The sequence below is a fragment of the Microcystis aeruginosa NIES-2549 genome (assembly GCF_000981785.2).
GTDB lineage: Bacteria > Cyanobacteriota > Cyanobacteriia > Cyanobacteriales > Microcystaceae > Microcystis > Microcystis aeruginosa_C.
Window position 1 is genome coordinate 3031682 of the sequence record NZ_CP011304.1, and the last position, 22324, is coordinate 3054005.

Annotated in this window: 19 protein-coding genes; 11 read left to right on the forward strand and 8 right to left on the reverse strand. The window is 45.0% G+C overall.

All coding sequences use genetic code 11. The annotated features are described in order from the left end of the window. Positions 1–117 precede the first annotated feature (117 nt). Positions 118–315, forward strand: a complete 198-nt coding sequence (locus myaer_RS14820) for a hypothetical protein (RefSeq protein ID WP_012264871.1) — start codon at positions 118–120, stop codon at positions 313–315. Position 316: 1 nt separating this feature from the next. On the opposite strand, the gene myaer_RS14825 is transcribed toward myaer_RS14820, so the two are convergent. The 5 genes from myaer_RS14825 to myaer_RS14845 all read right to left on the reverse strand — a co-directional run bounded on the left by myaer_RS14825 (position 317) and on the right by myaer_RS14845 (position 5466). Then, positions 317–1483, reverse strand: coding sequence for a cysteine desulfurase family protein (locus myaer_RS14825; protein WP_046662664.1), 1167 nt, complete (start codon positions 1481–1483; stop codon positions 317–319). 170 nt (positions 1484–1653) lie between these two features. Next, the gene (locus myaer_RS14830) at positions 1654–2898 is read right to left on the reverse strand and encodes a M23 family metallopeptidase (RefSeq protein WP_046662665.1); all 1245 of its coding nucleotides are present in this window, start codon (positions 2896–2898) and stop codon (positions 1654–1656) included. Positions 2899–2937: 39 nt separating this feature from the next. Beyond that, the gene (locus myaer_RS14835; protein WP_046662666.1) at positions 2938–3657 is read right to left on the reverse strand and encodes a biotin--[acetyl-CoA-carboxylase] ligase; all 720 of its coding nucleotides are present in this window, start codon (positions 3655–3657) and stop codon (positions 2938–2940) included. 476 nt (positions 3658–4133) lie between these two features. Next, positions 4134–4778 carry a histidine phosphatase family protein gene (locus tag myaer_RS14840; protein WP_008205937.1) on the reverse strand — a complete coding sequence of 215 codons (645 nt, stop codon included), beginning with the start codon at positions 4776–4778 and terminating at the stop codon, positions 4134–4136. 49 nt (positions 4779–4827) lie between these two features. Further along, complete coding sequence (locus tag myaer_RS14845) at positions 4828–5466, reverse strand: histidine phosphatase family protein (protein ID WP_046662668.1); 639 nt, start codon at positions 5464–5466, stop codon at positions 4828–4830. Between the two features lie 681 nt (positions 5467–6147). Here myaer_RS14845 and ndk point away from each other — a divergent pair. The 6 genes from ndk to myaer_RS14880 all read left to right on the forward strand — a co-directional run bounded on the left by ndk (position 6148) and on the right by myaer_RS14880 (position 15050). Continuing rightward, entirely contained in the window at positions 6148–6597 is a 450-nt protein-coding gene (gene ndk, locus myaer_RS14850; RefSeq protein ID WP_002800982.1) for a nucleoside-diphosphate kinase, read from the forward strand. Positions 6598–7152: 555 nt separating this feature from the next. Continuing rightward, on the forward strand, positions 7153–8079 hold the full coding sequence (locus myaer_RS14855; protein WP_046663797.1) for an RluA family pseudouridine synthase: 927 nt from the start codon (positions 7153–7155) through the stop codon (positions 8077–8079). A 682-nt stretch (positions 8080–8761) separates the two neighbouring features. Then, positions 8762–10924, forward strand: a complete 2163-nt coding sequence (dnaK, locus tag myaer_RS14865) for a molecular chaperone DnaK (protein WP_046662669.1) — start codon at positions 8762–8764, stop codon at positions 10922–10924. A gap of 145 nt (positions 10925–11069) precedes the next feature. Further along, the gene (locus myaer_RS14870; protein ID WP_046662670.1) at positions 11070–11945 is read left to right on the forward strand and encodes a J domain-containing protein; all 876 of its coding nucleotides are present in this window, start codon (positions 11070–11072) and stop codon (positions 11943–11945) included. A 97-nt stretch (positions 11946–12042) separates the two neighbouring features. After that, the gene (locus myaer_RS14875; RefSeq protein WP_046662671.1) at positions 12043–13191 is read left to right on the forward strand and encodes a quinone-dependent dihydroorotate dehydrogenase; all 1149 of its coding nucleotides are present in this window, start codon (positions 12043–12045) and stop codon (positions 13189–13191) included. Between the two features lie 269 nt (positions 13192–13460). After that, entirely contained in the window at positions 13461–15050 is a 1590-nt protein-coding gene (locus myaer_RS14880; RefSeq protein ID WP_046662672.1) for a DUF3352 domain-containing protein, read from the forward strand. Here myaer_RS14880 and myaer_RS14885 read toward each other — a convergent pair. Beyond that, positions 15024–16271 carry a bifunctional folylpolyglutamate synthase/dihydrofolate synthase gene (locus tag myaer_RS14885; protein ID WP_046663798.1) on the reverse strand — a complete coding sequence of 416 codons (1248 nt, stop codon included), beginning with the start codon at positions 16269–16271 and terminating at the stop codon, positions 15024–15026. The two genes, myaer_RS14880 and myaer_RS14885, sit on opposite strands and share 27 nt — an antisense overlap. Before the next feature lie 304 nt (positions 16272–16575). Continuing rightward, on the reverse strand, positions 16576–17301 hold the full coding sequence (locus myaer_RS14890; RefSeq protein WP_002759138.1) for a 2-phosphosulfolactate phosphatase family protein: 726 nt from the start codon (positions 17299–17301) through the stop codon (positions 16576–16578). A 340-nt stretch (positions 17302–17641) separates the two neighbouring features. On the opposite strand from myaer_RS14890, the gene myaer_RS14900 reads away from it, so the two are divergent. Together myaer_RS14900 and myaer_RS14910 are read left to right on the forward strand one after the other, a co-directional pair. Further along, a complete protein-coding gene (locus myaer_RS14900; protein ID WP_046662673.1) occupies positions 17642–18850 on the forward strand; it encodes an RNA-guided endonuclease InsQ/TnpB family protein in 1209 nt (402 codons plus the stop codon). Positions 18851–19233: 383 nt separating this feature from the next. Beyond that, complete coding sequence (locus myaer_RS14910; RefSeq protein WP_046662674.1) at positions 19234–19428, forward strand: hypothetical protein; 195 nt, start codon at positions 19234–19236, stop codon at positions 19426–19428. 280 nt (positions 19429–19708) lie between these two features. Here the strand turns inward: myaer_RS14910 and myaer_RS21355 are convergent, their stop codons facing one another. Then, a complete protein-coding gene (locus tag myaer_RS21355) occupies positions 19709–19879 on the reverse strand; it encodes a hypothetical protein (protein WP_158524802.1) in 171 nt (56 codons plus the stop codon). A gap of 276 nt (positions 19880–20155) precedes the next feature. Here myaer_RS21355 and myaer_RS14915 point away from each other — a divergent pair, with 276 nt between their 5' ends. Continuing rightward, on the forward strand, positions 20156–21109 hold the full coding sequence (locus myaer_RS14915) for an aldo/keto reductase (protein WP_046662675.1): 954 nt from the start codon (positions 20156–20158) through the stop codon (positions 21107–21109). 126 nt (positions 21110–21235) lie between these two features. Further along, entirely contained in the window at positions 21236–22303 is a 1068-nt protein-coding gene (gene recA, locus myaer_RS14920; protein WP_046662676.1) for a recombinase RecA, read from the forward strand. Positions 22304–22324 lie beyond the last annotated feature (21 nt).

Sequence of the window (22324 nt, forward strand, 5' to 3'; positions counted from 1 at the left end):
TCTCAAAAATTAATTTTGCAAGAACTCTGGTAAAGATGTAAAGATTTCAAACAAAGTTACCCACAGTCATCGGTTTGTTTGTAAATTTAGATACAGAATTATCAGGGTGATCTGTGTATGTCTTTACTACAATACCGCACTACTGCCGTTGTTACTTGCCCCCAAGCAAACACATGGGTACAACTCAGAATGCTTCCCTCTCCCTACAGCTTTGATGAAGCGCTACTACTCTGTGAACAGGATCAGGGACGTTGGGTGGCATGGATTCCCGATTTTGGCGAAATTATCTTGATCGAAGGACAATTTGAGGGATAAACTAACTCTTGCTTACAATTAAAGCAGATAAACAGCGATCGATCACTTGTTTTAATACAAGCGCCGTCCAATCGATATCGGCTGCACTGGTGTCCCTTCCTAGGGTTAAACGAATTCCCGCCAATGCCTCTCGATCGCTGTAGCCCATAGCTTTTAAAATTGGACTAGGGGAAAGTTTGCCACTATGACAGGCGGATCCGGAACTAATGCCGATTCCTGCTAAATTAAGCTGACGAACTAGCTGTTTTCCCGTGATGTGACTGTCATCGTCCGGACGGACAATAAAGCTGACGTGGTGGGGTAAACGATAGAATCGGTCCCCCGTGGGCAGCAGATAAGGATAATCGGCTAAGAGGTCAAATAATCGATCTCGCAAGGCGATTAAACGCATTTTTTCGCTAATTAAGTCTTTTTGGGCTAATTCGGCCGCTAAACCGAAAGCGGCGATCGCTGGTACGGCTGGGGTTCCCGATCGCAGGCCTTTTTCCTGACCACCGCCCCGCAGTAATGGTAAAATATCGACACCTGCTCTGATGTATAAAGCCCCCGATCCTTGCATTCCATAAATTTTATGGCTAGAAAGAGATAATAAATCTACGGGCAGTTTCCGTACATCAATATCGCATCTTGCCGCCACCTGCACCGCATCGGTGTGAAAAAGCACTCCCCTTTCTCTGGCAATGCGGCCCAATTCTTCAATCGGTTGTAGGGTTCCCACCTCACTTTGTCCGTAAATAATGGAAATTAAGACCGTATCGCTTTGAATTGCGGCTTTTAGGTCTAAAGGATTAACCCTACCTTGACGATTGACGGGAAGACGAGTAATTTGCCAACCTTGCTGCTCTAATTGTTTACAGGGTTCAGCGATCGCCGAATGTTCCACACTAGAAATAATTATATGACGGGGGCGGTTATACTGTTGAGCAACCCCGATAATCGCTAAATTATCGGCTTCCGTGCCGCCAGAAGTAAAGATAATCTGGTCTGGATTGGCATTAATTAACCCTGCTACCTGTTCTCTGGCCATTTCGATGACTGTTGCCGTATCCTGTCCCCAAGTGTGTAAACTGGAGGGATTGCCCCAATGATGTTGGAGAATAGTGGCAACCCGCTCGATTACTTGGGGATGAGTGGGGGTAGTGGCACTATAGTCAAGATAAATTTGCATTATTTTACAATCTGAGAAATGAGAGCCAAGACAGGCAGCTATTCTCAGTTTAGCGGCTTAGGTTTAACACTCGATCGATTGTCGGAGCAGTTCAATCATCCCCTGATAAAAATAGAGATGCCGATTAAAGCATCCCCACAGATCTGATTTTAGTTGTCAGCCTGGACTAATCAATTCTGATTAGGGTCAGTGGCTGCGGCCATTTGCATTCTCTGTACCAGATTATCGAGGGCTAATTCTAGATGTAAACCGGCATCTACGGCGGTCCAACCCTGTTCCGTTAGGTGTCGCCATTCAAAGTGTAGGTGCGGACCGGTAGAAAGTCCCGTACTACCCACGCGACCGATAACCGCACCCTGTTCCACCCATTCTCCCGGTTTGACAGTAATTTCCGAAAGGTGGGCATAACGAGATTCTTGACTACCATCGAGGTGACGTAAAATCACCGTTAATCCGTAACCTCCTAACCAGTCGGCGGTGGCCACTTCCCCCGCGTAGGCGGCTAATACAGGTGTTCCCATCGGTGCGCCTAAATCAGTACCCGCGTGCATGGCCCGATTCCCGCTGACTGGATGATTTCGCCACCCGAAAACCGAGGTAATTTGGGCGGGAAGGGCGAGGGGAAAAAGTAAATCGGTGCGTTGAGTTGGGTTAGAATCCGTGGGACTTAAACGGGTGGCCCGCTCATAGGTGGTCGCTTCGCTGATTGCTTCCACTTCTGCGCGAGTCACCGGGGCCAAAGCCAATTTTACGCCATTCCATTCCGGGGGATTGAGAGCCACTACCTGACTTGGAATCACCGTCGGGGCAGCCAGACGTACCTGGGCGCTAGAAGCGACGAGAGTGGGGGCATAACGACGCAGGGAATTATTAGCGATAACCGGCTGATTTCGGGGCTGCCGTCCTACTCGCACGGCCGGATTAGGATTGAGACGCACCCGGGCCAGATTAACCGGGGGTAAGGGTTTGGCCACAGTGCTGACCGGCTGACGACGGGGGGACCGGGCCGCCAGATTACAGCTACCTCCTACCAGTTGACCATTTTGGGCGATCGTTTGGCAACCACTGCGGCGCTCGGTGACAACAACGGAACTGGGGGGGTTAAAGTTTCTGGTATCGATAAAATTATTTTTACCGCCGGCCCGGGGGGCAAGGGTAGGCATATCGGTTTGATGGTTTTCGGGGATAGCCAGACGGGGGGCAGGATTAGTATTTTCTTTGATAACGGGGGCTTTTAGAGTTGCGGCGGCATTTTCCACCACTGGGGTTTCGCTGCCAGTTTCGGAATTAGCGATCGCATTGGGAGCAAGAGTGATCAGACCGCTAATCACTAAACCGAGACCACTGCATAAACTCAGCTTCTTTTTTAGCGATTTTCCTAGAAAAAGTTTCAATATCACCGATGAAGGATACATAGGGCGGCCTCACTTCTCACAGTTTAGTCAAAAAAATATTTAGACTTGATTATAGCCGAGACTGACCCTACCGGCCGGTATATCGATTTCGCTACTGGCATTGTCCGAGGTGAGTTTAACTTTTAATTCCCCTCGATCGCTTACCCCCGTTATTATGCCCTGATAGCCCTCGAAAAATATCTTTTGACCAAAATTGGCAAAAAGTTCTAAATAGGAGGCTAATAGGGCTTTTATGCCGTGATTACAGTAATATTCATAGCCGTATAGGATAGCATCGCTGGTGACATCGGTTAATTGAGCGATCGAGGTGATTTTATTGCCGGCCAAAGCTTGTAAATTAATACCCGTGGGGGGGACAGGATTAAACCAATTGAGGCCCACTCCGATGACTGCTTGCGGGATTTTTTGACCCTGAATACGGGTTTCTAGGTTAATTCCCCCTAGTTTGCGCCCTAGTAATACTAAATCATTCGGCCATTTGATTTTAACGGGTATTTCCTGACAATTCAGGTGATAAGCGATGCCCCAAACTGTAGCGAGAACGAGATGGGCAGATTTATCCACCTCTAAATCCAGATTTAACGCCAAAGATAAATATAATCCTCCCGGTTCAGAAATCCATTCCCGTCCCCATTGTCCTCTCCCGGCACTTTGTTGACTAGCAGTCACCACAAAAGGCGGATTTTCCCCCAATGCTAATAATTGCCAAGCTTTAGTATTAGTGGAAGGTAATAGCTCAAAGTGATGGATTTTGGTCATAAATGGGGAGTGGGGAGTATTTTCAGTGTTGCCAAAGGCACGGCGTAGCCGTCCAGTAAACAGTAAACAGTTATCAGTGACCTGATACTAAATCCGTTGAGTATAGGCTAAATATCAGGAGAGGCACTCCTGCAAGTGGAGTGACTCTTAAATGATTACAGATGTGTCAGCAGCTGCGTGTAAGCATCCCACCGAAAAACTAATGCGCGGGGGGTTTGGGGGCGGCGCCACGCCCCCAACGGGGGGTTTGGGGGGTAGAACCCCCCAAAAGCTTGGATTGAATGATCAAGTGGGAAGTAATGCTAAATCCGTTGAGTATAGGCTACATATCAGGACAGGCAAAAGGCAAGAGGCTTCGGCCGTGAGCTCAGCCGAACGGCAAAAGGCAAAAGAGGGAATAGATAATCAGTTTTTAATAACCGGATTGAGTATCAAAACTGACATCTGATAACTGATCACTGATCACTGATAACTGATTAGGTGCAAGGAAGAGAACGCAGGTACTCACTGAGGTGGGAACGTAAACCGATGCCATGGAAAAGCGGGCCACGACTGCCTAATTCGACAATACTGACAGCGGCCACGGGCATTTCAAATCGATCGCGATAACGGCCCACATCGATGCCCATCAGACTACAGAGCATGATCCGGATGGTAGCCTTGTGGGAAACGATCAGGATATTGCCATCACTGTGGGTGTGTTCAATTTCCTCCAAAACGGCTGCGGAACGACGGGCGATATCGATCCCCCTTTCCCCGTTGGGGGGAGCATTCCAAGCCGGATCCGTCAACCAGCGCACATAGAGATCATGATATTGACGATCGATATCGTTGGGGTGCATACCTTCCCAAAGACCATAACCGATCTCTTGTAATCCCTGGCGGATTTCTAATTTCAGTCCCACCGCTTCACAGAGGGGTTTAGCGGTTTGAATAGCTCTTTGTAGGGGACTGACGTAGGCTGCACGCCAAGGTAAAGAACGATAGACATCGGCGAATTCCTGCGCCATTTCGATGCCTTCGGCAGTCAAACCGGGGTCATTTTCTGGAGTACCACAGTATCCTCCCGTTTTGCTATAGGCCGTTTGTCCGTGTCGCAGAAAATATAACATCAAGCACATAGTTTTTCAGCAGACCAAATCCGGGGCTTCCCTTGTTACTGTTGACTGGTTAGGTTCCCGCTCGCCAGCGTAGGTCATTGCGGAGGTAAGAGCGATCGCCCATAACTTGAAAGAGGGGACCGTGTTCGGCTAATTCGACGATCGTCACCGAGGCCACGGGCATGGCAATTCGATCGCGATAACGGCCGATATCAATGCCTAAAAGAGAACATAACATGATTCGGATCGTTGCTTTATGGGAAACGATCAAAATATGGCCATCATCGTGATTATGGTCGATTTCCTCTAATACTTCCGAACTGCGGCGAGCGATATCGATGCCTTTTTCGCCCCCCGTGGGAGAATTCCAGCCCGGATCTGCTAACCAGCGCACATAATCATCATGAAACTCCCGATTAACCTCGGCTGCGGTTTTTCCCTCCCATTGGCCGTAGGCAATCTCTTTTAATCCTTCCCGTTTCTGGATGGGAATCCCTAAGAGATCGCTTAAAGGGATGGCGGTGGCCAGGGTGCGCTTGAGGGGACTAGAATAGATCCCTGTCCAAGGCACATCTCGATAGACAAGGGCGAAATCCTTGGCCATTTCATCCCCGGCCGGGGTTAGTGGCAAGTCTAATCGACCGCAAAAACTACCCGCTTGACTGGCTGTGGTTTCGCCATGACGCAAAAAGTAAAGTTTTAGACTCATCTTTTGGGTGCATCTCAATATTTGTGACTCTCTCCCACTTATAGTGATAAGCAGAAGTTATTAAAAGAGGGCGAAGGCAATTCGCCGCGACAATCATCGGAAATTTTGGGTCTGAAACCCCGCCGTTCTAGGTTGGCTTTACGTTAGAATTAAAAGGCCAGTCTCGAAAACCAAGTGGACGGCGCAGCACCTTGAAAACTCGGCTTAGGGGGTTCCGACCAGAAAAGCTTGGCCGGGTAAAAAGTCGCGCGCAACAAGTACAAGAAGCTATAGGCGGTCAACGTACCGTGGGACACACGGAATCGGGCTTCTGAAATGGGGCGAAAGTCTGTGGACTCTGTGTAAGACAGTACATGGTTTTTTAACTGTGGTATGCGACGGTGGTGGAAGCAGAAACTTAAATCGTGAGGTTTAGGAATCGCCGCACTTTTAGGGCGGCGAGGATGTCAACCTTTTTACCTTTTGTTTCCCAGTAATTCTCTAAATTACCACTATATTTAGGGTTTACTAAAAAAGTTTTTCCTGGGGGCGGGGTGTCGGGAGACAAAACGAAAACTTTCTATCTCAGTCGGACAGCAAGCTGACTCAGCAATTGAAGCGAAAATTCTGCCATTCTCTAGGATGCCATTCCGGGTTAATCTGGGTTTTGTGACAATTTATGGCTAAATTTTAAGAGGCAGTATGGAACGCACTTTCTTAATGATTAAACCCGACGGTGTACAGCGCAATCTGGTGGGGGAAATTATTCAACGCTTTGAAGCTAAAGGTTTTACGCTGGTTGGGTTGAAAATGATGCAGGTTTCTAGCGAATTAGCGGAAAAACACTACGCTGTTCATAAAGAAAGACCCTTTTTCCGTTCTCTAGTCGATTTTATTACTTCCTCCCCCGTGGTGGCTATGGTTTGGCAAGGAGAAGGAGTAATTGCCTCCGCTAGAAAAATTATTGGCGCCACTAATCCCCTCAATGCCGAACCGGGTACGATTCGCGGTGATTTTGGCATTAGTGTTGGACGCAATCTTATCCATGGTTCCGATGGTCCAGATACCGCCAAAGATGAAGTTAGTCTCTGGTTTAGCGATGCAGAATTGGCTAATTGGACTCCCGCCATCACTCCCTGGGTCGTAGAGTAATTCCCTTTGAAGTAGTCAGGAGTCGGTCGTCAGTGTTCTCCGAGTCAGGAGACAGGAGATTGTTTTACTCCCTTCTCCCCTCTCCCTTCTCCCCACTTTGCAATAACTACTCCTGCATACTTTGTGCTTTTTGTCAAAAAAACTTTTTTTTTGCAACAAAACTACACAAAAAAAAGATCATCGTTGTGGGTGAAATTGACTGATTTACCTGTCTTAATTGGGATCACCTTGTAGGTGTGGCAAGGGTTTCAACCCTTGCTGTCCAAAAAAGCACAAAATAACCCATTATGAAATTCAGTAAAATCGCTGTAACCATTGTAACATCGTTGTTAAATAAAAATCTTTCTCAATTAATTCTTAAGAATTTGTAAATATTGCGGAATGTTAATTTAAATATTCTCAATTTTTTGGAGTCAATGAATAATTTTTGCTTATCTTTGTCGAACATTGAGTTAGAAGTCAGGAGTCAGGAGATAGGGTGATAGGGTTTTGGGGTTTTGGGGTGTTAGGGTTTTAGTTGAAATTCCCCCACTACCCCACTACCCTACTACCCCAATGGCCAATCAAGGTTGGATTTATCGAGATAAAATTAGCAAAAATCAGGCAGGATTAAGCCTATTAGCCTACTATACGGGCAAATATCCCCATTCTAGCCCAGAAGAATGGCTTGATCGCATTTTATCAGCAGCAATTCTAGTCAACGGTCGTCCCGCTTGCCCCGATACAGTTTTAGAAATCGGGCAGCAATTGACCTATCAGCGCCCACCTTGGACAGAACCGGAAGTGCCGCTCTTTTTTGAGGTACTCTACGAGGATGCCGAGGTGTTAGTGGTGGCGAAACCTTCGGGATTACCCGTGTTAGCGGGGGGTGGATTTCTCGAACATACTCTCATCCATCTGGTGCATCAGCATTATGCCGAGGTCACTCCCTATCCAATTCATCGTCTTGGTCGCGGCACTTCCGGTATAGTCTTAATGGCGAAATCAAAGCCAGCTAGAGCTAAATTGAGTCAACAGATGCGAGAGGGGAAAATTACCAAAATATATCGAGCTTTAGTGGGTCGGGGCGACATACCGGATAACTTTACTATTAATCAAGCGATCGGGAAAATCGCCCATCCCATTTTAGGCTACGTTTACGGTGCGCTCACAGATGGGTTATCGGCCCGCAGTGATGGTCGAGTCTTAAAAAAACATCCTGATAGTACCCTATTAGAAGTACAAATTTTTACGGGCAGACCCCATCAAATTCGCATTCATCTGGCCTTTTTTGGCTATCCCTTAATCGGTGATCCCTTGTATGGTCTGGGGGGATTACCGCGACCGAATGCGGTCCCAGGAGATTGTGGTTATTATCTCCATGCCAATCAAATCCTTTTTAATCATCCCAGTACAGGGGAAAGAATCTCTATTTGTTGTCCAGCACCGCCGGAATTAGTGGATAGACTTCTTGCAGAAGTCAGGCAACAGAAAGAAGAATAGATGCTTTCAGCATCAGGATTGATTACTTTTGGCTCTTCTGGTTTCTGTGTGGAAACGAGGTCTATACTGATAGTTTCTTCCACAAAATAGTCCTAAAAGTCTTGCCCAGTAAACATTTAACCTTACATAAGCAAAAATTATCACACAAAGTCGAGAAGAGCCTACTTTTTGACTTTTGCAAGCGGTTTAATAGCGCAAATCTCCAAATCTAGCAATATTTAGGGTTGGCTGAATAAATCTAAAAACCTTGTTGGATAAAACTTTTAGACTTTTTTGACCTCAAAAAGTGCCAGTCGAGAGTGATCGGGGCGAAAATTGAGGGACTTTTTCCCTGAAAATTAGGTAATTGACCGTCTGAAAATGGGTAAAACCCCACACCCCACACCCCACACCCGACACCCCACACCCCACACCCCACACCCTACACCCCACACCCCACACCCCACACCCTGCCCCCAGGAAAAACTTTTTGCCGCAGACCCTATTTAAAACTCCCCAAGCCGGATCGCCAGCGATCACTAAAAGACCACTTCGGTAATCACACCCTGAATCGCCCCGAACCGAGAGCGAGAACCTAAGACAATTCGATACAATATTGTCAACAAGCATTAAGCGATTTAAACTATCGATCGAAGGTAAAAGTCCCGAAGTTATCGAAATCTAGGGGGAGACAAAAACAAGCATGGGTAGAGTAGTAGGCATTGATCTAGGGACAACTAACTCCGTCGTCGCCGTGATGGAAGGCGGAAAGCCAGTGGTCATCGCCAACTCGGAGGGCATGAGAACCACCCCTTCTGTGGTCGGTTTTAATAAAGATGGGGAGTTAGTGGTCGGTCAAATGGCCCGGCGACAAGGGGTACTCAATCCCCAAAACACCTACTATGGAGTCAAACGCTACATAGGTCGTCGCTACTCGGAATTAAACCCCGAATCGAAGCGCGTCCCCTACACCATCCGCCGGGATGAGATGGGCAATATCAAAATTAAATGCCCCCGTCTGCAAAAAGAATTCGCCCCCGAAGAAATTTCCGCCCTAGTTTTACGCCGATTAGCCGAAGAAGCCAGCCGTTATCTAGGGGAAGAAGTGACCGGGGCCGTAATCACCGTCCCCGCCTATTTTAATGACTCCCAACGTCAAGCCACCCGGGATGCCGGCCGAATCGCCGGGTTAGAAGTGCTGCGGATTCTCAACGAACCCACCGCCGCTGCCCTAGCCTACGGTCTCGATGAACAGGAAAGCAAGAAAATCCTCGTTTTTGACCTGGGGGGCGGTACTTTTGATGTTTCTATCCTAGAAGTGGGTGACGGCGTTTTTGAGGTGAAATCCACCAGTGGCGACACCCAATTAGGCGGCAATGATTTCGATAAAAGAATCGTCGATTGGTTAGCCAATCAATTTTTGGAACAGGAAGGCGTGGAGCTGCGCCAAGACCGGCAAGCCCTACAAAGACTCACAGAAGCGGCAGAAAAAGCCAAAATTGAACTGTCTGGGGTCAGTGTCACCGATATTAATCTACCCTTTATCATTGCCACGGAAGACGGACCAAAACACATCGAAACTCGTCTGAGTCGGGCCCAATTTGAGGAGTTATGCGGCGATTTAATCAGTCGTCTCCGTCGTCCTCTCAAACGCGCCCTTTCTGATGCCGGTTTGTCCCCCGTCCAATTAGACGAAGTGGTACTGGTGGGCGGCGGCACGCGGATGCCGGTGGTGAAGGATTTAGTGCGGAGTTTTATCGATAGGGAACCCAATCAAAATGTTAACCCTGATGAGGTTGTAGCGGTCGGGGCGGCTATTCAAGCGGGAATTTTGGGCGGCGAGGTCAAAGACGTGCTGCTCCTCGATGTGACCCCTTTATCCTTGGGTTTAGAAACCATCGGCGGTGTGATGAAAAAGTTAATCCCCCGTAATACCACTATTCCCGTCCGCAGATCTGACCTTTTTTCCACCTCCGAAAATAATCAAACTGTGGTGGAAATTCACGTTTTGCAGGGGGAAAGGGAAATGGCCAGCGATAATAAATCCCTGGGACGTTTTAAATTAACCGGTATCCCCCCCGCACCCCGGGGTATTCCCCAAGTGCAGGTGTCCCTCGATATCGATGCTAACGGGATTCTACAAGTCACCGCTAGGGATAAAATGACCGGACGGGAACAAAGTGTCACCATTCAAGGCGCTTCTACCCTCAGCGAAGGGGAAATTAACCGCATGATCGGCGATGCTGCCCGATTTGCCGAAGAAGATCGTACCCGTCGCGAAAAGGTGGATAAACGCAATCGCGCCCGCTCTCTGGTGGATCAAGCTCAACGACGCTTAAAAGATGTTACTCTCGATTTTGGTAATGAGTTCACCCGTTCCTATCGTCGTCAAATTGAGTCTTTGAGTACGGAAATTATCGACGCTTTGGAGAAAAATGATGACCGTCGCATCGATCGCGCCCAGGCGGACCTACAGGATGTTATCTATGAATTAAATCGCGAGGTACGGCTACAATACGACGAGGAAGACGAGGGCTTTTTTAGTGCTATTCGCAAGACTTTTACCGGGGATAAGGAAGATGATCTTCCCTCCGAACCGCGTCGCGATCGTTATCGTCAGGATTATCGTCCCAGTACACCGGGTTATCAAAGCGATTATCGACCCAATTATTCGGCTAATCAAGATAGTTATCGCCCCCGCAATCAGGACAATTACTACAATGGCCGCGATAGCGATTGGCAAAGTCCCCCCCCTTCGGAGGAAAAAAGTTATAACAATAGTAAAAGTAGCCGCAGCAGCGGCAATCGTTCCCGCAATATCCCCCCCCAAAATAACTGGGATGATGACGATGATGATTGGTTTTAATCAGTGATCAGTAAACAGTAAACAGTAATCAGTGAAAAGACAGTGGGAAACTACTATTTAATACTGCTCACTTAATACATACTGCTCACTTAAAACTCAAATCTGATAACTGATAACTGATAACTGATAACTGATAACTGAATATATGCCACAATTAGTTAATTATTATGATGTTTTAGGAGTATCTCGCACGGCTACCAGTGACGAGATAAAAAAGGCTTTTCGACGACTGGCTCGCCAATATCATCCTGATGTTAATCCGGGGGATAAATCGGCCGAAGAAAAGTTTAAAGATATTAATGAAGCTTATGATGTTCTCTCCGATGAAGAAAAACGGGTTGAGTATAATCGTTCCTTGACGGGGATTAAGCGCCGTGGGATACGTCCGGGGGAAAAAGCCAATAGTAACGGTAATGGAAAAATCCCCCGTACAGAACAGGATTTATGGAAGTTTAAAGATTTTAATAACCTTAATACTAAGCGGGCTAAAATTGCCTCCTCTCCCCGTTTAACTCGTCGAGATGTGGAGGCGAAATTGACTTTACCTTTAGAGAAAGCCTATCAAGGTGGCAGACAAAGAATTCGTCTGGAAGATGGCCGATCAATAGAGGTTGATATGCCGGCAGCTATGATCGATGGGCAGAAAATTCGTCTCAAAGGTCAGGGGATTGAAGGGGGTGATTTATATTTAAAAATAACTATCGCTAGGCATCATTTTTTTAGGATTCAAGGTTCTGATATTGTCTGTCAAGTGCCGATTACTCCTAGCGAGGCAATTGTGGGCGGTTTTGTGGAAATTCCTACCATTGACGGGTTAGTTAAAATGATGATTCCTAAGGGAGTTAGAAGCGGTCAAAGATTACGTTTGGCTAACAAAGGTTATCCCACTTCCCAAGGAGAAAGGGGCGATCAATTAGTGGAAATTCTATTAGTTAATCCTCCCAATCCTAGCCCCGAAGAATTAGAACTTTATCAAAAAATACGGGCGATTGAAACTTTTAATCCTCGTCAAGTTTTATAAAGATTATGCTAGGTGGGTTACGGCAAATTTGAAATTTTTTGTCAAAAACATAACTTGTCCTTGCCTAACCCACCCTACACCTTAATCCCGCTTGATTATGACAAATATAATTGATACAATTAAACCTTTTTATCCTCTAGCTTTCAAGGCTATTCAGGGCGATTTAGAGGGAACACAAAAACAATTATTAAATACTCTGCAAAAAATCGATCGCTCGCGGGGGGGATTTTGGGGACAATGGCTAATCTCACAATTATCAGAATCCCTCAGTTTTAGCGATTCTCGCCTATCGCAAAGCCTCTGGGGGTTAAATTTCCCCAATCCCGTCGGATTGGCGGCAGGATTCGATAAAGACGGTGTAGGGGCAGGACTTTGGCATAGTTTCGGCTTTGGTTTTGCCGAGGTGGGTGCTGTCACCCTAGAAGGGCAACCGGGCAACCCAAAACCGAGATTATTTCGTTTACCGAAAGATTTAGCCGGATTAAACCGTATGGGGGCAAATAACCTCGGTGCGGCAGTTCTAGCGGCAACTCTCCAGCAATCTTGGCAACGACAACCCCGACAGATTCCCATCGGCATTAACCTCTGTAAATCGAAAAATACGCCCCTAGAAAAGGCTCCGGAGGACTATTTAGGCAGTTTTCGCTATTTATTCCCCCATGCTGATTATTTTGTCGTTAATGTTAGTTCTCCCAATACTCCAGGTTTGCGTTCCCTGCAAAGTGGGGAACAACTCGATAAAATCCTCGACATTTTACAAACAGAAAATCAAGGCAGAAAACCCCTATTAGTGAAAATTTCTCCCGATTTGGAATGGGAAGATATCACAACGATTATTGAGTTAGCTTTCTCCTATCAATTAGCCGGAATTGTCGCTACTAATACCACCACTAAACGCACGGGATTAAAAACTACAATTCTGCCTGAAACTGGTAAACCAATCACTGAAGAAGCAGGGGGAATTAGTGGGCAACCTTTGCGGGAACGTTCCACAGAAGTGATCCGTTTTATCTATCGGCAAACCCAAGGCAATTTACCGATAATTGGAGTGGGAGGCATTTTTTCCCTCGATGATGCTTGGGAAAAAATTACCGCCGGTGCGAGTTTATTACAGATTTATACTGGTTGGTTATATCGAGGACCCTGGCTAGTATCAAATATTTTACAAGGATTAACAGAAAAATTAGAGGCTAATGGGTTGACTAACATTAATCAAGCGGTGGGTTGGCAAGCTAACCAAGAATGAGCCAATTTTCTCTGGTAATTAGCAATAATTTCGCAAAAATTAGCTAAAATGTTATCTGTTCCCTTTGGGGATAAGATAAGATATAGCGTTTCCTGTTTGCAAGAGGTACATTATCGGTGATGAAAAGCTTAATCAACAAAGGTTTAACTGTGCCACCCAGATGTGAGAAACGCTATAATTAAGATAACTACAATAGGACTGATCTAGAGACTACAGCTAGATAAAAATTGATCGCCAAGTATGGAACTTTTTAACCAAACCATAATTTTATGTCAAAAAAATCATTTTTACCCGGTTGTTTAGTCGTCCTAGGATTAACAGCAGTAACCGCAGGAGGTGTCTATCTTTATCTACGAGGACAACTACCTTGGCAAAGATTCACCCCCTTAGAATCGGCAAAAGTTATCCCAGAAACTGCCTTTGCTAGTAGTTTTGTCTCCACGGATGCAAAAGCTTGGTCAGTGTTAGCTAAATATGGTACACCAGAATCACGAACTGCGGTTAGTCAAGGACTAGAAGAATTACAAAAAAATATCTTCACCGATAAGATTGATTATCAACGGGATGTCGAACCTTGGATCGGTAGTATTAGCTTTGCTTTCCTTCCTGCAGCTACCCCCGGACAATCGAAATTATTAACGGTTATCGGGATCAAAGATAAAATTAAAGCGTCAGAATTCCAGAAAAAACTAGGACAACAAGTTAATCGCAAAACTAGCACCAGTGACTACAAAGGTGTTAAAATTACTGCTATAGATTGGCAGGATAACACCACTATTTATACTGCTGTTACTGGCGATTTTTTGTTGATATCCTACGATAAAAAGGTGTTAGAAGCAGCGATCGATACCTATCAAGGACAGCCATCTTTTAGCAGTAAACCGGAAGTGAGAAAACTGCTTTCCCAATCCCTCAACCTCCCCAATACCCTAGCGACAATTTATATCGATGATTATGCCGCAATCTTGGGACCAGATGCTAATTTATCTCCCCAAAGTCGGCAAGAATTAGCAAAAATTCAAGATGTTGTCGCAGGAGTGGGTGTCACCGATACGGGATTACAGTTACAAATGGTGGCTAAATTGGCCCCTGAAACTATTTCTACCCTACCTTCCCCTAGCAAAAATCAAGTTTTAAATTATTTACCCGGAGATACCATTGCAGTCTGGAGTGGGAATAATCTTAAACAGGGATGGGAAGAAGCAGAAAAACAGTCCCAAACTAACCCAGAATTACAAGTTTTTCTGCGTCAGATCCGTGAGAATTTTCAGATGGCAACTCTTGACGCGGATAAAGAAGTTTTTAACTGGATGGATCGAGAATTTGCCTTCGGAATTATCCCCAACCAGCAAGCAGTGGGAGGGTTAGGTTTCGGGGGAATGATGATCTGGCAAACCGGCGATCATAAAGCGGCAAAAACTACCCTCGATAAGTTAAATGAATTGGTGAAAACTGTTCCCTTTATCACCATAAAAAACAGTCAAATTTCTGGCCAAGATGTGACTGAATGGAAAGCGGAAGAACAAGCGATTTTAACCTATGCTTGGCCTAATAATGATACCCTAAAAATGACCGTCGGAATTCCCTATCAACCCCAACCGAATCAACCGATTAGCAAAAGTGAGAATTTCCAAGCATCGATCGCAAATTTGCCTAAAAATAATCTCGGTTATTTCTTCATCGATGTGGAGCAAATTATCGCTAAAGCAGGGGGAATTAATAATCTTCCAGCCGGGGAATTAACCCCAGAAGCAAAGGCCTTTTTAGAATCGGTACGCGGCATCGGAATTACTGCCACTATGCCTGATAAAACCACCAGTAAAATTGATGTTTTATTTTCCCTGAAGCAAACTCCCTAAAAAGTAACCGACTAGATAAAGCGATCCACAGAGAATTATCTGACTATCGGCAGATTCTTGGATGGCTTTTTTTAGTCCTAAAAATACATCGGAACAAGTCTCTAGGTGAGATAATTCTGGACAAATTGAAGCCGCTAATTCCGCTAAGGTTTCAGGATTGGCACTGCTATGATCTGGGACAGGAACTAAATATAAACTATCGCCTTTTCTTAATAAAGCTTGGAATATTTCTCGATGATCTTTAGTCGATAAAATACCCATCACCCAGATAATTTTTGGAGCCTTTAAACTATCTACATACTGCCTTAAACCAATAGCAGCAGCGGGATTATGAGCGCCATCTATTAAAATTTCTCGCTGACACCAACTAACGGTTTGTAAACGTCCTAACCAGCGAGTTTTTGCCATTCCTTCCTGCACGACTTCATCGCTAATTTGCCAACCTTGCTGACGTAAAATATTAACAACAGCGATCGCTATAGCCGAATTAGTTAATTGAAAATCTCCCGCTAAGGATAAAGGATATTCTAACCCTTGATATTTGGCCCGATTATCAGCAATTTTTTCGGCAGCTTCTACCCATACCGTCGGACAATTTAACAGCTTGATTCTCTCCCTAACTACCCCCTGCGCTGATTCCGGTAATTGTCCGATAACTGCGGGACAATTCGCTTTTAATATCCCCGCTTTCTCCCCGGCAATATCGGCAACCGTCGGCCCTAAATTTTGCCAATGTTCCCGACTGATAGAAGTGATGACAGTAACCAAAGGTTGAGCGCAAACATTAGTCGCATCTAATCTTCCTCCTAAACCCACTTCCATCACGGCAATATCCACCTTTTCCTGAGCAAAATACAGCCAAGCAGCGGCAGTAATTACCTCAAATTGAGTAGGACTTTCCTGCTGGGGATCGATAAGCGATTGTACATCTTTAAGCAGGTTTTCTAAAGTGGCAGTTTCAATATTTTCGCCATTAATAGAGATTCTTTCTGTCCAATCAATTAAATGGGGAGAAATATAACGTCCGACTTTGTAACCGGCAGTGCTGAGAATAGAGGATAGATAGGCACAAACTGAACCTTTGCCATTAGTTCCCGTGACATGAATAATCGGAATTTTATCTTGGGGATTGCTTAAAATCTCCAGCAGATTTTTTATTCTTTCTAAACCGAGATTGACACCAAAACGCTGAAAAGGTTGCAGTAAAGAATCGATAGTCATGGTTGGCAAACTATAAATAGGGTTTGCGGCAAAAAGTTTTTCGGTGGGGGTAGGGTGTGGGGTGTGGGGTGTGGGGTGTGGGGTTTTACCGATTTTCATCTGCTCAATTACCTAATTTTCAGGGAAAAAGTACCTGAATTTTCCCCCTGATCACTCCCAGACGAGGCACTTTTGGATTTCAAAAAGGTCTAAAAGTTTTATCCAACAAGGTTTTTAGATTTATTCAGCAGACCCTAAATAAAGGAATCCGGCTAGGATTGATGCTCCTACCGGCACTGATGACCCTTTCTCTGGGTGGCAATGTCTAAAGTTTGACTAAAATGCTCGGTTCTTTTTGGATCGGTAAAACATCAAGAGAGTCAATATTAGCGCAGTATTTTAAATCTTCTTGACAGTGGAGACGCAAGAGGCGCTGACCGTGACTACAACTGTGGAACATTCCTAAAAGATCATTTTGCCATTGACGATAAAGAGCGATCGAGGCGATCACCTCATCATTACCGATCGCCATTTGCCCCGATTGTTCTTGTAGCGCATCGGCGATCGCTCCAGCACAGGCCGTATCTTCCAAAGAATAACCCCCTTCCCAACCAGAGCCAACAATCCAGACGGTTTCGGGCTGCCTATCCAATAAGTAATTAACGGCAGCTTGCCGATTGATCATGGCCGCAGTGATCACGATCGGGGATTCTTCCACTCTTTGCAGAGCGCGGGTGCCGTTAGTGGTGCTGATAAACAGACGACGACCTTTCATTAAATCAGGGGTACAATCGAGGGGAGAATTGCCCAGATCGCAGCCTTCCACTTTCGCGCCGCCTCTTTCTCCTGCCCGGAGACGTTTTTCTGGTTGCCAGGTATCACTCACCTGCATCAGGGTTTTCAGATCGCTAAAGGTTTGCACTGCTTCTGCACCGGCATTGAGGGCAGTGGCGATCGTGGTTGTCGCTCTTAAAACATCGATAACGACGGCGCAATCGGGTAGAGTATGGACGGGGGTAAGTTCGGGAGTATGATAAATGAAAACCTGCACGATTTATACCAAGTAAAAAGTAAAAGGGGAAATAAGCTCAACATACCGCCGCTCGGCGTTGCGCTGGCAGAAGAAAGACAAGGCCGATTTTATCACAGATGTCGGGGTAAAGACCCTCGCTTTTAGAGACGGGATGAAACCCCGACCATTACAAAACAGCACTTCGACAAGCTCAGTGACACGAAGCACGACATTTCGACACATTTCGAGGGGCTTCAATGTAAAGGCTCAATGTAAAATCTCAGTGTTCAAATTTCGACAATCTCAGTGTTCACTAAAATCTTGATAATCCGATGCTCTACAGGTTAGAATAAAATAAGTTGTTTGAGGTCGATAAACAATGATTGTCTTAGAAATGAAAGCCGTGGTTAAACCAAGTCAGTGTTCTGCCATTGATGAAGCTATTCGTACAGTACAATTCATCCGTAATAAGGCTTTAAGGCTTTGGATGGATGCCAAGAGAGAAGACAAAATCGATAAATATTCTCTCAATAAATATTGTGCAGTTCTCGCCAAACAGTTCAAGTTTGTCGATACTCTAAATTCTACTGCTAGACAAGCATCGGCTGAACGGGCATGGTCAGCTATTGCTCGTTTCTATGACAATTGTAAGAAAAAGGTTAAAGGTAAAAAAGGTTATCCCAAGTTTCAGAAAAATAATCGTTCTGTGGAATATAAAAACTCCGGATGGAAATTATCAGAGGATAGAAAGAAAATCACTTTCACAGATAAGAAAAACATTGGCACGGTTAAACTAAAAGGAACTAGAGACCTAAACTTTTACCCCATAGACCAAATTAAACGAGTTAGGATTGTTAAACGAGCAGACGGTTATTATGTCCAATTCTGTCTAAGTGTTGATATTCGGGAATATGCTAAACCCCTAGAACCAACAAAAAGATGTGTAGGATTGGATGTAGGCTTAAAAGTTTTCTACGCTAACAGTGATGGGGAAACGGTAGAAATACCGCAATACTATCGCAAGGCAGAAAAAAGATTAAATCGACTGAATCGGAAGAAGTCTAAAAAGTTTAGAAAAGGTCAACCTCAATCAAACAACTACCAAAAAGCTAGAAAGAGATATGCTAAAAAGCATTTAATAGTAAGTAGGCAACGTAAAGGCTTTGTCGAAAAAGAGGCATTGCGCGTCATTAAATCTAACGATTTCATCGCTTACGAAAACTTAAATATTCAAGGCATGGTAAAAAACTCTAAACTCTCTAAATCTATTAATGATGTTGCTTGGTCAACTTTTCGACAATGGTTAGAATATTTTGGTTTTAAATATGGTAAGGCTACGGTAGCAGTACCGCCTCATAACACGAGTCAAAATTGCTCTAATTGTGGTCAAAAAGTCCCTAAATCTCTATCTACGAGAACCCATATTTGTCCCCATTGTGGCTATGTAGAAGATAGAGATATTAACGCCGCTATCAATATTCTCAAAAAGGGACTAAGTACGGTAGGGCATACCGAAACTAATACGCTTGGGGAGAGATTCCCTCTGGTTTGGTTGGATACGTCCTGCCAGATTAAGGAAACTCGATGAACCAAGAATCTCTCGCATGAGCGCGACGGGAGTGTCAACACGATGGATGTCAGCTAGTTACCTAGGGTTGGCTGAAAAAGTAGGGGCGAAGCATTCGGATAGAAAATCTACGGTTTCAGCGATAGGTTATTGTCCGAATGCTTCGTCCTTCAAAATCAGCAAGGGATTTCGATTTTTTGACCTTTCTGTATTTTTTTGTTAACAAAACTTAACAATTATCGGCAAAATTTTGCTTGCTTTTGTCGGGAGATTTTGGGATAATATTTTTAAAAGATTTTATTCATAATGGAAATCTATGTGTCTAAAAAAAAATTGCACAGATTCCGATTATAAGAAAAGCATAGCGCAAGTCGCCGGCAAAGTCAAGTCCTTTCCCATTAATTATGGGTGCGAATTTCCCAGAATCAAAAAAGGGGGTTAGTGGAGGACAGGTGTTGGGGAGATTTTTGCTGGGTTCGGTGAACAGTTATCAGGTAGAACCGGGGAACCAGATACAAAACTTAACAATTATCGGCAAAATTTTGCTTGCTTTTGTCGGCAGATTTTGGGATAATATTTTTAAAGGATTTTATTCATAATGGAAATCTGTGGGTCTAAAAAAATTTTGCACAGATTCCCATTATAAGAAAAGCATAGCGCAAGTCGCCGGCAAAGTCAAGTCCTTTCCCATTAATTATGGGTTGGCTGAAAAAGTAGGAGCGATCGCCGGTTAAGATACAAGGTTTTTGAGCCACCAGCTTGAAAATCTTGCAGCTGCTTGGCTAAACAGGCCGCCAAACCCCTTACCTCGTCTATATTTCACATTTATTCAGGCAACCCTACCTAAATCTCTGCTGAAGGTGGAGATCAAAGGCTGTTTTAAACTAATACTTTACTGCGATCGTTAGAAGTATCCCCAAAAATTGCCCCTCGTCGAATTAAATCCTGTTTTTGTTCAGGGGTGATCCCCGTTGCACCGATAAAGATAGCGTTTTTAACGTCTTCTTCCCTTGCTGATCTCTGTATTTTTTTGTTAACAAAACTTAACAATTATTGGCAAAATTTTGCTTGCTTTTATCGGGAGATTTTGGGATAATATTTTTAAAGGATTTTATTCATAATAGAAATCTTTGCGCTTAAAAAAATTTGCACAGATTCCCATTATAAGAAAAGCATAGCGCAAGTCGCCGGCAAAGTCAAGTCCTTTCCCATTACTTATGGGTGGGAATTTCCCGGAATCAAAAAAGGGGGTTAGTGGGGAGTCAGACCAAATATAGGTTACACTTCATCTTTAAATGAGAAACGCTGTCATTCTTTGTAGGGAATATGACTAGACAAACCGCTAATCTCGGACAAACAGGAATTGCCGTCAGTGCTTTGGGAATCGGGACTTGGGCATGGGGAGATAAATTCTTCTGGAACTATGGCAAGGAATACGGAGCTAGTCAGGTAGAGGAAGCCTTTAAAGCGGCAGTAGAGGCAGGAATCACCTTTTTTGACACAGCCGAAGTCTATGGACTGGGGGAATCGGAACGACTCTTAGGAAAATTTACGCAAGAGACTGATATTGCCATCGATATTGCCAGCAAATTTGCCCCCGTACCGTGGCGATTGGGGGCGAATGCGGTTCATAATGCCATTAGCGAGAGCTTAAACCGTCTAAAAACCGATAAAATTGCCCTTTATCAAGTACATTGGCCCTTCACCTTCCTAATTAGCCAAGAAACCCTGATCAATGCCCTAGGGGAAGAAGTAAAAAGCGGCCGGATTGGTTCCGTGGGTGTAAGTAATTATTCCGCCGAGCAAATGCGTCAAGCAAGCCAGATTTTGGCGAAAAAAGAGGTTCCCTTAGCGGTCAATCAGGTGCAGTATTCGCTTTTGTATCGCAAAATAGAAACTAAGGGAATTTTAGCCACGGCCAAGGAATTAGGTGTCACCATCCTCGCCTACAGCCCTCTCGCTCAAGGACTACTGACGGGTAAATATAGCCCAGAAAGCCAGAATTTGCCCGATGGAGCCAGAAAAGTTGACCCACGGTTCAAAAAAGAAGGTTTGGAGAAAATAGCCCCAATTTTAAGGGTACTGCAAGAATTGGGCGAAAAATACCAAAAAACCCCCGCACAAGTCGCCCTCAATTGGTTAATCGCCCAAGGGGATGTAATTCCCATTCCGGGGGCAAAAACTGCGGCCCAAGCGATCGAAAATGCCGGGGCTTTAGGATGGAGTTTAGAAGCGCAAGAGGTGACGCAATTAGAACAGATGAGCCGACCTTGGCTGTAAAAATCAAAACTTTTGATTTTTGATCACCATTCCGGAAAAAGTCTCTAACTTTTTGGTGATCAAGATTAAAACAAGCTACAATCTTTGCATACTGCTGTACTACTTAAGAAAACTGGGACAAAATTAATGGCGACAATGACAAATAACTCCGATCGAGATAAGGCCTTGGGTTTAGTCTTAAATCAAATCGAGCGCAACTTTGGCAAAGGTTCGATTATGCGTTTAGGAGACGCCACCCGGATGCGGGTGGAAACCGTGCCTAGTGGTGCCTTAACCCTAGATATGGCCTTGGGTGGCGGTTTACCGAAAGGCCGCATCGTCGAAATTTACGGGCCGGAAAGTTCTGGAAAAACCACCTTAGCCCTCCATGCGATCGCAGAAGTGCAGAAAGCTGGGGGAGTGGCGGCCTTTGTCGATGCGGAACACGCTTTAGATCCCACCTATTCCGATGTTTTAGGGGTAGATATCAATAATTTACTGGTGGCACAACCGGACACGGGGGAGGCAGCCTTAGAAATAGTTGACCAGTTAGTGCGTTCTTCGGCCGTGGATATCGTCGTCATCGACTCGGTGGCCGCTTTAGTGCCACGGGCGGAAATTGAAGGGGAAATGGGGGATAATCAGGTGGGATTGCAGGCCCGTTTGATGAGTAAAGCCCTGCGAAAAATTGCCGGTAATATTGGTAAATCCGGTTGTGTGGTGATTTTCCTCAACCAACTGCGGCAAAAAATCGGTGTCACCTACGGTAATCCTGAAGTGACCACTGGAGGAACGGCCTTAAAATTTTATGCCTCGGTGCGTTTAGATATCCGTCGCATTCAAACTTTGAAAAAAGGCACGGAAGGGGAATACGGAATTCGGGCTAAAGTTAAGGTGGCTAAAAATAAAGTTGCGCCTCCTTTCCGGATTGCTGAATTTGATATTATCTTCGGTAAAGGCATTTCCCAAGTGGGTTGTATGCTCGATATCGCCGAACAAACCAACGTGGTTACTCGTAAAGGGGCATGGTATAGCTATAATGGCGAAAATATTGCCCAGGGTCGCGATAATGCCGTTAAATATCTTGAAGAAAAGCCAGAAGTAGCGGCGGAAATTGAGAAGTTATTGCGGGATAAATTAGACATGGGTTCGGTTCCTTTCCCCACGGAACCGGCCGATGAGGACGAGGAGGACGATCTGGAACCAGAAGTTTAAAAGAAGAGGGTTTTAAGTCTT

Coding starts and splice junctions, on each gene's coding strand:
- myaer_RS14820 (WP_012264871.1), top strand. CDS start 118: ATGTCTTTACTACAATACCGCACTACTGCCGTTGTTACTTGCCCCCAA.
- myaer_RS14825 (WP_046662664.1), bottom strand. CDS start 1,483: ATGCAAATTTATCTTGACTATAGTGCCACTACCCCCACTCATCCCCAA.
- myaer_RS14830 (WP_046662665.1), bottom strand. CDS start 2,898: ATGTATCCTTCATCGGTGATATTGAAACTTTTTCTAGGAAAATCGCTA.
- myaer_RS14835 (WP_046662666.1), bottom strand. CDS start 3,657: ATGACCAAAATCCATCACTTTGAGCTATTACCTTCCACTAATACTAAA.
- myaer_RS14840 (WP_008205937.1), bottom strand. CDS start 4,778: ATGTGCTTGATGTTATATTTTCTGCGACACGGACAAACGGCCTATAGC.
- myaer_RS14845 (WP_046662668.1), bottom strand. CDS start 5,466: ATGAGTCTAAAACTTTACTTTTTGCGTCATGGCGAAACCACAGCCAGT.
- ndk (WP_002800982.1), top strand. CDS start 6,148: ATGGAACGCACTTTCTTAATGATTAAACCCGACGGTGTACAGCGCAAT.
- myaer_RS14855 (WP_046663797.1), top strand. CDS start 7,153: ATGGCCAATCAAGGTTGGATTTATCGAGATAAAATTAGCAAAAATCAG.
- dnaK (WP_046662669.1), top strand. CDS start 8,762: ATGGGTAGAGTAGTAGGCATTGATCTAGGGACAACTAACTCCGTCGTC.
- myaer_RS14870 (WP_046662670.1), top strand. CDS start 11,070: ATGCCACAATTAGTTAATTATTATGATGTTTTAGGAGTATCTCGCACG.
- myaer_RS14875 (WP_046662671.1), top strand. CDS start 12,043: ATGACAAATATAATTGATACAATTAAACCTTTTTATCCTCTAGCTTTC.
- myaer_RS14880 (WP_046662672.1), top strand. CDS start 13,461: ATGTCAAAAAAATCATTTTTACCCGGTTGTTTAGTCGTCCTAGGATTA.
- myaer_RS14885 (WP_046663798.1), bottom strand. CDS start 16,271: ATGACTATCGATTCTTTACTGCAACCTTTTCAGCGTTTTGGTGTCAAT.
- myaer_RS14900 (WP_046662673.1), top strand. CDS start 17,642: ATGATTGTCTTAGAAATGAAAGCCGTGGTTAAACCAAGTCAGTGTTCT.
- myaer_RS14910 (WP_046662674.1), top strand. CDS start 19,234: ATGGGTGCGAATTTCCCAGAATCAAAAAAGGGGGTTAGTGGAGGACAG.
- myaer_RS14915 (WP_046662675.1), top strand. CDS start 20,156: ATGACTAGACAAACCGCTAATCTCGGACAAACAGGAATTGCCGTCAGT.
- recA (WP_046662676.1), top strand. CDS start 21,236: ATGGCGACAATGACAAATAACTCCGATCGAGATAAGGCCTTGGGTTTA.